Source organism: Thiocapsa sp. (genome assembly GCF_018399035.1).
Taxonomy (GTDB): domain Bacteria; phylum Pseudomonadota; class Gammaproteobacteria; order Chromatiales; family Chromatiaceae; genus Thiocapsa.
In genome coordinates this window covers 1603019-1615437 of sequence record NZ_CP073760.1, presented here as the reverse complement: position 1 = coordinate 1615437, position 12419 = coordinate 1603019, and the positions used below count along the sequence as shown (strand labels likewise).

Below are 12419 nucleotides of genomic sequence, written 5' to 3'. Positions count from 1 at the left end.
GACCTCATGTACGACCCGGCCTGTCTGCCCACGGCCCTGATGGCGCAGGCCGCCGCCCGCGAGCTCTCTGTTGGAGCGCCTCGGGGGAAGCTCGCCGCAAGCCCATTGATCCGCGAATGGCTCAAACCCGAGCTCGTCCCCGCGCTCGTCGCGTTGCAGCAGCGCACCGGCACGGGGGCGACCGGCCATCTTCTACAACTCGTGCAGCTCGCACTCTGGGGCAGACTCATCCTCGACGACCCCGGCGCATGCCCGAGCACGGAGGAGGATCCGCTCGATTGGATCGGTTGACGGCCTCGCCGATCACGCCTCTCGGCGACGATTCAGAAGCAAGGCGAACACCTTGATGAATGCGTAGGATGGGTAGAGCGCAGCGAAACCCATCCTCCAAACCACCGCGTTGCCGGGTTTCGGTCTGTAGAGCGCAGCGAAACCCATCCTCCAAACCACCGCGTTGCCGGGTTTCTGTCCGATGCCCTTGGCGCGGGCTGGATGGGTTTCGCTTCGCTTTACCCATCCTACGTGTTTCGGTTTTTATTAAACCGTTCCTTAGCCCCGCCGGAGGTCACGGTCGACCAGGGCTGCGACGACCAGATCGCCCCAGACGTTGACGGCGGTGATGGGGTAGTCGAAGAAGCGGTCGACGACGAGATAGAGTGCGAGATAGGTCTGCGGCAACCCGAGCAGGTCGAGCATGAAGGCCATCAGGGCGATGCCGCCGCCCGGGATGCCGGCGGTGCCGGCGGAGGAGGCCATGGTGAGCAGGACGATGAAGAGTGCCTGTGCGGGACTGAGGTCGACCCCGGCGAGCTGGGACATGAAGATCAGCAGGATCGACTGGTAGAGTGCCGAGCCGTCCATGTTGAGCGTGGCGCCCAGGGGCAAGCTGAAGGCGGTAACTCGCTCGCTGACACCGTTGGCCTCGAGCGCCTGCTTGGAGACCGGATAGGTCGCGGCGCTCGACGCGGTGGAGAGTGCGGTCAGGAGCGGTGCACGACAGGCGGCGACGAAACGCCAAGGGGAAGACCCCGTGCGCACCCGAAACAGGGTGGGAAGAAACACCCCGGCGTGCAGCACCGCGGCCAAGGCCACCGCCCACACGAAGGCGTGCAGCTGGAAGACCGCGGCCCAGTCCATCCCGGCGAGTCCGTCGTAGATCAAGGCCGCGATCCCGACGGGCGCCAGCGCCAGAACCCCGCGCAGGACCTGCATCAGCAGGGCGTCCATGGCGCGTGCACCGGCGAGCAGGGTCTCGCGCTGATCGCCGGCGATCCGTCGGGAGGCAATCGCCAGTACGATGGCGACGAAGACGATGTGCAGGATATTCCCGTCCGCGAGCGAGGCGAAGAGATTGCTCGGGACGAGGCTCGCGACCAGATGCTCGACGCTGAAGCTCGCCGCACCCGGCTCGACCTGCTCGAGCCGGAGCAGCCCCACGGGGAGATCGCGCGAGAACGCGAGTCCGATCAGCGTCCCCAGCCCGGCGGCGACCGCCGAGGTGGTCAGGTAGTAGAGTAAGGTGCGCCCGCCGATGCGCCGCAGCTCGCGTCCGCCCGAGAGCGAGGCATAGATGGAGACCAGGATCAGCGGCAGGATCAGCAGCTTGAGGATGGAGATGAAGATCTGCCCGATCCAGGCCACGTAGGGCGCGCCGTCCGGGACCAGCAGCGCGAGCGCGATGCCGAGCAGCAGACCGACGGGGACCGAGTAGAGGCGACGCAAGGGCACAGTGATCGGCATGTCCATCCTCGATGACCTGCCTCAGACCCAGCCGAGGCGTATCAGGTTGCGCTCGATCTCGTCCTGATCGCTGTAGGGCGTCTTGTGGCCTTTGGCATCGAGATAGCGCTCGTGACCCTTGCCGGCGATCAGAGCCACCCAGGGCTCGTCCTCCGGCCGCTCGGCCAGGAAGTCGAGCAGGCGTGCGATCGCGAGCGGCCGGTCGACCACCACCTCTCGACCCGCCTCGGGCATGCCCGTGAGGATATCCGCGATGATGCGTTCGGGGGCCTCGAAACGCGGGTTGTCCGAGGTCACGATCGTGTGGTCCGAATGACGCCCCACCGCCGCACCCATGAGCGGGCGCTTGAAGCGATCGCGATCGCCCCCGCAGCCGAAGAGGGTGGCGACCTGCGCCCCGGGGAAGGCATCGCGGATTGCGGTCAGGATGGTCTCGAGTGCGTCCGGGGTGTGGGCGAAGTCGACCACCAGGGTGCGGTTGCCGACGACGCGACACTCGAAGCGCCCGTCCACCGCGCTCAAGTGACGCCAGTCCTCGCGCGCGCCCGGCCCCAAGACCCCGTCGGCCAAGGCGACGGCGAGGGCATAGTTGCGACGGTTGTGCGCGAGGGCGAGGAACGGCTTGGCGGCGAGCGCCTCGGCGTCGAGCGTCGCCGCGGGCAGGACCTCGACGGGAACCCGCGGTCGGCCATTCTCCGACAAGCGTTCGGCGACATCCGGACTGGTCGTGTAGAGACGGCCGCCCTCCGCGATCATGTCCAGGATGCGTGCCTTGGCCGCGAAATAGGCCGCCTCGCCGCCGTGATAGTCCAGGTGGTCCTGCGTGAAGTTGGTCCAGGCGGCGTTCTGCAGCGGGATGCCGTGCGCACGTCCTTGATCCAGGGCATGGCTGCTGACCTCCATCGCGACCACCGCATAACGGTCGCGATGGGCGTGCAACAGACGGCGCAGCTCGATCAGCGGCGGGGAGGTGAATCCGGTGTTGACCAACGGCTCGCCCGCCAAGGAGAGACCGAGCGTCCCGACCGAGAGGACCGGCCGGCCATGCGCCGAGAGGATCGCCTCCAGATACTTGACCGTCGTGGTCTTGCCGTTGGTGCCCGTGACGCCCAGAAAGACCGTGCCCTCGGTGTCCAGCGGATAGACGCGATCGCAGAAGCGGCAGACGATCTCGGCCCAATCGCCGGGGTGCGTGACGTAGATGCCCTTGCCCTGCAGCCGCTCGACACCCTCGATCATGCGGTTGGTGACCAGCACGGCGCAGGCGCTGTCGGCCAGATAGCGCTCGATGATCTCGGCATCGGTGCGCCCGTCGTCGAAACGTTGGAAGAAGAGGATCGAGCGGGCATCGCAGGCGTTTGCGCGCCATTGGATGTTGTCCAGGGCGCCTGGCTTGGCCGGTTCGCGCCGCCAGGCCAAATCGAGCGTGGACAGGAGGTCGGAAAGGGCGTGATTCGGCATGGCGTTCGGGTCTGATGCAAAGAGGATCGGAATGATACTCGGGGTGCAGGGATCTTGCCCGGAGTTACGGGATAGGGTCGGGTCGGGTCGGCCGGCACGGAAACGGCGTTGTGCGGGGCGTGCAATGCGGCGAAAAATCCACGTGCGCTCGGTATATCATGTCGGGTCAAGAGCCCGAATCCAGAGTCATGTCCCATGCTCGTCCTCCGTGGTGCCCCCGCCCTTTCCGAGTTCCGTCTTCAGAAGCTTGCCGGCAGGCTGCGCGAGCAGATCGGGGTGCCGATCGAGGTCTATGCGGAGTTTGTCCACTTCGCCGATCTCGCGGGCGAGTTGGCCGAGGATCAGCGCGGTATCCTCGAGCGGCTCCTGCGCTACGGCCCCGCCTTGCCGAGCCACGCGCCGGTCGGCCGGCTCGTGCTGGTCGTGCCGCGACCGGGCACCATCTCGCCCTGGTCGTCCAAGGCGACCGACATCGCGCACAACTGCGGACTCGATGGCCTCGAGCGGCTGGAGCGCGGCACCGCCTACTACCTGACGGTGGACGGCGGCGCGCTCGATGCGGCAACCGTCGAGCAGGCCGTGGCATTCCTGCACGACCGCATGACCCAGATCGCGCTCTTCGACCTCGCCGATGCCGAGCGGTTGTTCGTGCACGCCGAGCCACGTCCGGTGCGCCGCGTCGCGCTCGGTGCGGATCCCGAGGCGGCGCTGGCGCAGGCGAACCGCGAGCTGGGCCTCGCGCTCTCGTCCGACGAGATCGCCTATCTCGCCGGCAGCTTCGCCGCACTCGAGCGCGACCCGACCGATGTCGAGCTGATGATGTTCGCGCAGGCCAACTCGGAGCATTGTCGGCACAAGATCTTCAATGCCCGCTGGGACATCGACGGCGAGCCGCAGACGCACTCGCTCTTTCAGATGATCCGCAACACGACGGATGTCTCGCCCGAAGGCGTGCTCTCCGCCTACAAGGACAATGCCGCCGTCATCGAGGGCTGGGACGGGCGCCGCTTCCTCGCCGACCCCGTGACCGGGATCTACGGCGAGCATGAAGAGCCGATCCAGATCCTCATGAAGGTGGAGACCCACAACCACCCGACCGCGATCGCACCGGATCCGGGTGCGGCGACCGGCTCGGGCGGTGAGATCCGCGACGAAGGGGCCACCGGGCGGGGCGCCAAACCCAAGGCCGGTCTCTGCGGCTTCTCGGTCTCGGACCTGCGCATCCCCGGTTTCGGGCAACCCTGGGAGCCGCCCGAGGCCGACTACCACGGCAAGCCCGGGCGCATCGTCTCCGCACTCGACATCATGCTCGAAGGGCCGATCGGCGCCGCTGCCTTCAACAACGAGTTCGGCAGGCCCAACCTCACCGGCTATTTCCGCACCTTCGAGCAGGCCATCCCCGGACCGAACGGCGAGTCCGAGCTGCGCGGCTATCACAAACCCATCATGCTCGCCGGCGGTCTCGGCAACATCCGCTCCGAGCATGTCGCCAAGGACAGCTTCCCGGTCGGCACGCCGCTGATCGTGATCGGAGGCCCGGCGATGCTGATCGGGCTCGGCGGCGGGGCGGCCTCGAGCATGGCCTCGGGCGCCTCGGCCGAGGATCTGGATTTCGCCTCGGTGCAGCGCGCCAACCCGGAGATGCAGCGTCGCTGCCAAGAGGTCATCGACTGCTGTTGGGCGCTCGGCGAGGACAATCCGATCCTCTTCATCCACGACGTCGGCGCCGGCGGGCTGGCCAACGCGCTGCCCGAGCTGGTCCATGACGCCGGTCGCGGCGGACGCTTCGAGCTGCGCGCGGTGCCCAACGCCGATCCGGGCATGTCGCCGATGGAGATCTGGTGCAACGAGTCGCAGGAGCGCTATGTCCTGGCGGTCGCGGCCGAGCGGCTGGCGCAGTTCGAGGCGATCTGCGCGCGCGAGCGCTGCCCGCACGCCGTTGTCGGGACCGCGACCGCGGAGCAGCACCTCGCGCTCGGCGACGCGCATTTTGCCGACACCCCGATCGATATGCCCATGTCGCTGCTCTTCGGCAAACCGCCCAAGATGGAGCGGGATGCCGTCTCCGGACAGCCCCCGCGCCCGCCGCTGCGTACCGCCGAGATCGATCTGCGCGAGGCGCTCGATCGTGTGCTGCGCCTGCCCGGGGTCGCCGACAAGTCCTTCCTCGTCACCATCGGCGATCGCAGCATCACGGGTCAGGTCGCGCGCGATCAGATGGTCGGCCCTTGGCAGATCCCGGTCGCCGACTGCGCCGTGACCGTCAGCGACTATCGCGGCGTCACCGGCGAGGCGATGGCCATCGGCGAGCGCACGCCGCTCGCCCTGCTCGACGCCCCGGCCTCCGGTCGCATGGCCGTCGGCGAGGCCATCACCAATCTGGCCGCGGCGCGCATCGACTCGATCGGCGACATCAAGCTCTCGGCCAACTGGATGGCCGCCGCCGGCGATCCGCGCGAGGATGCTCGACTCTACGCAACCGTCCGCGCCGTTGGCTTGGAGCTCTGCCCGGCACTCGGGATTGCTATCCCGGTCGGCAAGGACTCGATGAGCATGAAGACGGTCTGGGAGGGTGCCGCGGGCGTGCGGCACGAGATGTCCGCGCCCCTGTCGTTGATCGTCTCGGCCTTTGCCCCGGTGCTCGACGTGCGCGCGACACTCACACCGCAACTGCGGACCGATCAGGGCGATACCGACCTCATCCTCATCGATCTGGGGCAGGGCCGGAACCGTCTCGGCGGGTCCGCGCTCGCGCAGGTCTACGGTCAGCTCGGCGATGTCGGGCCGGACCTGGACGCCCCGGACCTGCTCAAGCGCTTCTTCGCCGCCATCCAGGAGCTTCAGGACGAGGAGCTGATCCTCGCCTACCACGATCGCTCCGACGGCGGACTGATCACGACGCTCTGCGAGATGGCCTTCGCCGGGCGTTGCGGGATCGACGTGGATCTGGCCGCGGTCGGGCCCGATGACCTCTCTGCCCTGTTCAGCGAGGAGCTGGGCGCCGTGATCCAGGTCTGCCATACCGATACAGACGACGTGCTGCAGATCCTGGAGTATCACGGCTTGGCCGAGTACAGCCCGGTGATCGGCATGCTCGACGACAGCGATCAGATCCGCGTCTGCCGACGCTGCCGACCGCTCTTCGCGGCGAGTCGGACCGAGCTCCAACAGGTCTGGTCCGAGACCAGCTTCCGGATGCAATCCCTGCGCGACAACCCCGCGTGTGCGGACGAGGCCTATGCACGCATCGCCGAGCCGGATCCCGGCCTGCATGCCGAGCTGACCTTCGATCCGGACGACGACCTGACCGCACCTTATGTCGAGCGCGGCGCCCGCCCGCCGATCGCGATCCTGCGCGAGCAGGGCGTGAACGGACAGGTCGAGATGGCCGCGGCCTTCCATGCGGCGGGCTTCGAGTGCGTGGACGTGCACCTGTCCGACATCATGGCCGGGCGCATCGACCTGGCGCGCTTCCGCGGGCTCGCTGCCTGCGGCGGCTTCTCCTACGGCGACGTGCTGGGGGCAGGGGAGGGCTGGGCCAAATCGATCCTCTTCAACCCGCGGGCGCGCGAGCAATTCGAAGCCTTCTTCGCGCGGCGCGACACCTTCGCGCTCGGCATCTGCAACGGCTGCCAGATGCTCTCCAACCTGCGCGAGCTGATCCCGGGCGCGGACCACTGGCCGCACTTCGTGCGCAACCGCTCCGAGCAGTTCGAGGCCCGCACCCTGATGCTCGAGGTCCGGGAGACGCCCTCGGTCCTGCTCGCCGGGATGGCCGGCTCACGCATGCCGATCGCAGTGGCCCACGGCGAAGGCCGAGCCGAATTCCGCGATGCCGAGCATCTCGCCGCGGCGCGCGCCTGCGTGGCGACGCGCTACATCGAGAACGACGGCCGGGTCGCCGAGCGTTATCCCGCCAACCCCAACGGCTCGCCCGAAGGCATCGCCGGCCTGACAACGCTCGACGGGCGCGTCACCATCATGATGCCCCATCCCGAGCGCGTCTTCCGGTCCCTTCAGAGCTCGTGGCAGCCCGATGAGTGGGGCACGGACGGACCTTGGATGCGTCTGTTCCGCAATGCGCGCGTCTGGGTGGATTAAGGCAACCAACCGTCGGCGCAAGTTGTGCTTCCTATCGTCAGCACAACCTACACGCCACGTGCGCTCGGTATAGAATCGCGTCATGCTGCAGATCTCCAACCGTATCCGAATCGACGAGACCGAGCTCAGCGAGCGGTTCATCCGCTCGCCCGGGCCCGGCGGTCAAAACGTCAACAAGGTCGAGACGGCGGTCCAGCTGCGGTTCGACGTCGCACGCTCGCCCTCGCTGCCCGAGGACGTGCGCGAGCGTCTGACGCGCCTCGGCGGACGGCGGATCGATTCGGACGGCGTCCTGATGATCGAGGCGCACCGCTACCGCACCCGCGAGCGCAATCGCGCCGATGCGCGAGCCCGTCTCGCCGCCCTGATCGCCCAAGCCGCCGTGCGGCCGAAACCGCGCATCGCGACCCGACCCACCCGCGCCTCGACCGAGCGACGCCTCGAGACCAAGCGCAAACAATCCAGCAGCAAGCGCATGCGCCGGGTCCCCTCGGACCGCGATTGATGTGATGTTGGAGAAAGCATCGAACAACCCGTAGGGGTGTAGGGGCGACTTAAGTCGCCCCTACACCCCTACACCCCCTACTCGTTCACCTCGACCACCGCACCCGTGCCGTCCGGCCCGACGACGATCACCAGTTTGCCGAGTGTCGGGTGGCGCGCGGTCACCACGGTGAATGCGGGCAGGCGCATCTCGCCGATCAACTCGCTTTCATCCTTCAGATCCGCGATCAGTGCTGCTTCGGCTTCCAATAGACGCATCTGTTACCCCCGATCCTGTTGTGGGACTAAACCGCGTCCGGCGTGACAGACCATGTCTGCAGCAGGGGCAAAAGACTCGATGCTCCCCGGAACGCCGTGCACGACGCGGTTAAGATGTCTTTAATCGAGCCCTACATCGCCATATCCAGATCGTCCTGGATCTTGGCGATTCCTGCCAGGGCGCACTCCTCGTCGGTGTCGCCTCCGGGGGCACCGCTGACGCCCACACCGGCCACCAGCGACGAGCCGCCGACCAGCACGGGAACCCCGCCCGCGGACATCACGAGACCTTCGACACGCCCGATCGGCGTATTGGCGCGATCGGTCATGGCCGAGGTCGCGGCATTGAAGTTCACCGCGGTGAACGCCTTCATCGTGCTGATCGGCACCGTGATGGGCGCGGCGATGGTGTCGCGGAGCGTGACCTGTACCGTGCCTTCACGGTCGACCACCGTCACGGCGATCTGGATGCCTTTCTCGCGACACTCCTCGATCGCCCCTTGGGCGATCTTGACCGCCGCATCCATCGAGAGGCGTTGCAGCGGGACCACCATAGGGCCATCGGCGACGGCCGGTCCGCAGATCAATGCAGCGGCGATCAGTGCGGGAATCGTTTTTTTCATGTCTCCTCCTTTTTAAACCGCGCCCGGCGCGGTATGCGATGTTTTTGGATGGGATCGGCCCCGGCAGACTTAACGACCGTCGGAGCCGGCGCGGTTTAAAAAATAAAAAGGCTCTTTATGCATTCCAGACAGTTCCCGACAGAGTCGAGGCGGGGAGCCTTGGAGAGCACTGGATGCAGCACGAGGCGGGCCGTGGGGGTAGAATACTGTCCCTTTCGAAGTGGCCAGGCAGTGCGCCCCATGTTGATCATCCAGAATCTCGTCGACGACGCCAAATGTTTCGAGACCGTCCGTGCCCTGCGTTGGCCCGAGGGGTGCGCTGCGTGCACTGCGCCTCGGCCGAGATCAACAAGCAAGGTCGGGATCCGACGCAACCCGAGCGGCAGAAGTACCGCTGCAAGGACTGCGGGCGCTGGTTCGATGATTTGAGCGAGACGATTCTGGCCGGCCATCATCAGCCACTGCGAACCTGGGTGTTATGCCTGTATTTCATGGGCTTGAACCTGTCCAACCGGCAGATCGGCCAAGAACTGGGCCTTCACAAGGATGACGCCCAGCGCATGACGCAACAGTTGCGCGAGGGCATCGAGTCCAAGCAGTCCTTGCCCGTGCTCGACGGCGAGGTCGAGGCCGACGAGGTGTACGTGGTCGCCGGTCACAAAGGGAACCCCGAGGCGGTAAAAAAAGCGCGCAAAGGCCGTCGGCGCCGACTGAAGGGGGCGCGCGGTCGCGGCACCCTGGCCAAAGAGAAGCCACCGATTCTCGGCCTGATCCAGCGCGGCGGCGAGGTGGTGCTGCGGATGCTGGATAACGTCCAACAGAAGACCATCAAACCCATTATCCTCGCCTGCGTGGCCGAGGGGACGCGCTTCTACACCGATGAGTATGACATCTACGCCCGCTTGCCGGCATGGGGTTACGAGCACCACAGCGTCTGCCACAGCCGCGGAGAGTACGCCCGCGACGAGGACGGTGATGGCTTCCATGAGGTCCACGTCAACACCATCGAGGGCGTCTGGTCGTTGCTGCGCTCCTGGCTGCGCCCTCACCGCGGGATCTCTCAGGAACACCTCCCGATGTACCTGAGCTTTTTTCAGTTCGTCCACAACAGTCGTGCGCGCGGGAAGGGGCTCCTCCCGGCGCTCTTGGCAGCGCTGATTGTCTAGCTGTCTGGAATGCAGATTGAGCCAATAAAAAAATATAAACTTAAACCGAGTCCCCCGCTAAGGGCCGTGGGTGCACCAAACGCCGAACTGACTCGAAAGTTAGCATTTCACTCTGGACGCGGATTAGGACTGGATACCTTCCAAGCCTGCGCAGCGGTTAGGCTGGGGTGAGCAGAGCGAACCCCGGCATCCCCGGCGTCGGCGTCTCGACGAGAGAACACCTTTACCGCAGTTCTCGTTGTCGTTGTCGTTGTCGTTTCCGACCACGACCACGACCACGATTCGATTCGGTGTTCGACTTATTTCTGATGCGCGACAACGTTGCCCCACACCCCCTTCTCGGTCGTTCCTGAAGTGCAGTCACGGCGCCCGATAGTGGGTCTCGATATAGTCGTCGACCATCCGCTTGAATTGCTCGGCGATCCCGTCACCCTTGAGTGTGGCGACCTTCTCGCCGTCCACAAAGACAGGAGCGGACGGGCGCTCGTCGTTGCCGGGCAGGCTGATGCCGATATTGGCGTGCTTGCTCTCGCCGGGGCCGTTCACCACACAGCCCATGACTGCGACCTGCATGGTCTCGACGCCCGGGAACCGGGTGCGCCACTCCGGCATCTGCTCGCGCAGATAGGCCTGAATGTCTTGAGCCAGGTGTTGGAAGGTATCGCTGGTGGTCCGTCCGCATCCCGGGCAGGCGGTGACCATGGGTGCGAAGGAGCGCATCCCCATCGTCTGGAGAATCTCTTGTGCGACCACGACCTCGCGCGTGCGCGACTCGCCGGGCGCCGGGGTGAGCGAGATGCGGATGGTGTCCCCGATGCCCTCCTGCAGCAGCACGGACAAGGCGGCGGTCGAGGCGACGATCCCCTTCGAGCCCATGCCGGCCTCGGTCAGGCCCAAATGCAGGGCATAGTCGCCGCGGTCGGCCAGCATGCGATAAACGGCGATCAGATCCTGTACGCCGCTCATCTTGCAGGACAGGATGATGTGATCGCGCGGCAGGCCGATCTGCTCGGCGCGTTCAGCGCTCGAGATGGCGGACTCCACCATCGCCTCGCGCATCACCTGCTCGGCGTCTCGCGGCTCGGGCGAGCGCGCGTTCTCGTCCATCATCCGCACGATCAGGTCCGGATCCAGGCTGCCCCAATTGACCCCGATGCGCACCGGCCGGTCGTAGCGGCAGGCGATTTCGACCATGGTCGCGAACTGGCTGTCCTTCTTCTCGCCGCGCCCGACATTGCCCGGGTTGATGCGGTATTTTGCGAGCGCCTCGGCGCACTCGGGATAGTCCGTGAGCAGGCGGTGGCCGTTGAAATGGAAGTCGCCCACCAAGGGCACGTTGCACCCCTGCGCGTCCAGCGCCTCGCGGATCGTCGGAACGGCGCGGGCCGCGGACTCGTGATTGACCGTGATCCGGACCACCTCCGAGCCGGCGCGGGCGAGCTCGGCGACTTGTTGGACCGTGGACGCGATGTCCGCGGTGTCCGTGTTGGTCATGGACTGGATGAGGATCGGGGATTGGCCGCCGACGGTCACCGGGCCGATGCGAACCGGCACGGTCTTACGTCTTTGGATCGGGAATCGAGTTGAGCTCATAGTGCCTTTGCCGCCGCAGCGGCCCTGTCAGTTGGTCGGAGTCGGGCGTTGATCCGACGCGGGCAATGGGGAACGCAGACCCTGGACGATCGCGACATATTGCGGGTCATCCTGAGGGATCAGTCCATGGCGGATCAGAAAATCGATGATGATCAGGTTGCAGTTGAGCTTGAAGTCATCGGTCTCGCGGACGATCTGCGCGACCTCCTGCACCGGCAGGCGGTAGAAGGTTTCCACCTCCCCGTCGGTGCAGCGCGGCTCGAAGTCATCCGGAAGCTCCAGATCGTAGCAGAACATGACATCCGGCTTCAGCCCGCGATCCGAGTCGCGACAGTAGGTCACTGCGCCAACGGCAACGGCTCGGTCCGCAAGGGCAGGGGGCATCCCCGCCTCCTCCGCGCATTCCTTGCGCAGATTCTCGACCAGAGCAATACCGTGGGGCAACCCGCCCGCAACAAGGTTATCGAGCCGCCCCGGATAGAGACGGCGATCGGCGGAGCGTCGACCGATCCACATCTCGATCCCGCGCGTGGTCCGCACGTAGCCGTTCAGATGCTGACCGAAGGCGCGCATCCCGAAGAAGGGCGCACAGGCCCGGTCGACCAGACAGCGTGCCGCCTCGCGCCCGCCGGCGGTCACGGGGTATTGCTCGCCGTGCAGATAGGGGATGACGCCCTCGTCGACGAGTCCGCGTGCGACCTCGGCCAGCGCCAAGGTGCAACCTTCGAAGTCATCCGGCGTCTCGATCCACTCGACCGTCGTCTGCGTGACACGGAACCGCGTCGGCCAGCGCCGAAGCTCCTCGGCCGCGCTGCGCCGCAGGCTCCCGAGACGCTCGCCCCGTCGAATGAAGGGAACAAACGCCGCCGGCTCCCAGGTATTGCACGCATGGATCTTGTCGAGATAGCTCATCGATGAACCGCGTCTTGGAGTTTTACGCGACCGGCCTCGCTCGTAAGACCGGCCACCCAAA

Annotated in this window: 10 protein-coding genes; 4 read left to right on the top strand and 6 right to left on the bottom strand. The window is 66.2% G+C overall.

Features of this window, described 5'->3' with window-relative positions; translation table 11 throughout:
- Positions 1–6 precede the first annotated feature (6 nt).
- Entirely contained in the window at positions 7–291 is a 285-nt protein-coding gene (locus KFB96_RS07500; protein WP_213462672.1) for a hypothetical protein, read from the top strand.
- Between the two features lie 258 nt (positions 292–549).
- On the opposite strand, the gene KFB96_RS07495 is transcribed toward KFB96_RS07500, so the two are convergent.
- Positions 550–1740: a dicarboxylate/amino acid:cation symporter gene (locus KFB96_RS07495; RefSeq protein WP_213462674.1), complete on the bottom strand. Its 1191-nt coding sequence runs from the start codon at positions 1738–1740 to the stop codon at positions 550–552.
- Positions 1741–1761: 21 nt separating this feature from the next.
- Positions 1762–3201, bottom strand: a complete 1440-nt coding sequence (locus KFB96_RS07490) for a Mur ligase family protein (protein WP_213462676.1) — start codon at positions 3199–3201, stop codon at positions 1762–1764.
- 195 nt (positions 3202–3396) lie between these two features.
- Here KFB96_RS07490 and purL point away from each other — a divergent pair, with 195 nt between their 5' ends.
- Both purL and arfB read left to right on the top strand, forming a co-directional pair.
- Positions 3397–7302: a phosphoribosylformylglycinamidine synthase gene (purL, locus tag KFB96_RS07485; protein ID WP_213462678.1), complete on the top strand. Its 3906-nt coding sequence runs from the start codon at positions 3397–3399 to the stop codon at positions 7300–7302.
- Between the two features lie 82 nt (positions 7303–7384).
- The gene (gene arfB, locus KFB96_RS07480; protein ID WP_213462680.1) at positions 7385–7807 is read left to right on the top strand and encodes an alternative ribosome rescue aminoacyl-tRNA hydrolase ArfB; all 423 of its coding nucleotides are present in this window, start codon (positions 7385–7387) and stop codon (positions 7805–7807) included.
- Between the two features lie 77 nt (positions 7808–7884).
- Here arfB and KFB96_RS07475 read toward each other — a convergent pair whose 3' ends face one another.
- Complete coding sequence (locus tag KFB96_RS07475; protein WP_213462682.1) at positions 7885–8064, bottom strand: hypothetical protein; 180 nt, start codon at positions 8062–8064, stop codon at positions 7885–7887.
- Between the two features lie 131 nt (positions 8065–8195).
- Entirely contained in the window at positions 8196–8687 is a 492-nt protein-coding gene (locus KFB96_RS07470) for a heme-binding protein (RefSeq protein WP_213462684.1), read from the bottom strand.
- Positions 8688–9010: 323 nt separating this feature from the next.
- Here KFB96_RS07470 and KFB96_RS07465 point away from each other — a divergent pair, with 323 nt between their 5' ends.
- Positions 9011–9853 carry an IS1595 family transposase gene (locus KFB96_RS07465; protein ID WP_300971372.1) on the top strand — a complete coding sequence of 281 codons (843 nt, stop codon included), beginning with the start codon at positions 9011–9013 and terminating at the stop codon, positions 9851–9853.
- A gap of 360 nt (positions 9854–10213) precedes the next feature.
- Here the strand turns inward: KFB96_RS07465 and ispG are convergent, their stop codons facing one another.
- Both ispG and KFB96_RS07455 read right to left on the bottom strand, forming a co-directional pair.
- A complete protein-coding gene (gene ispG / locus KFB96_RS07460) occupies positions 10214–11446 on the bottom strand; it encodes a flavodoxin-dependent (E)-4-hydroxy-3-methylbut-2-enyl-diphosphate synthase (RefSeq protein WP_213462686.1) in 1233 nt (410 codons plus the stop codon).
- A gap of 27 nt (positions 11447–11473) precedes the next feature.
- The gene (locus KFB96_RS07455) at positions 11474–12358 is read right to left on the bottom strand and encodes a DUF4743 domain-containing protein (protein WP_213462688.1); all 885 of its coding nucleotides are present in this window, start codon (positions 12356–12358) and stop codon (positions 11474–11476) included.
- Between the last annotated feature and the right edge of the window lie 61 nt (positions 12359–12419).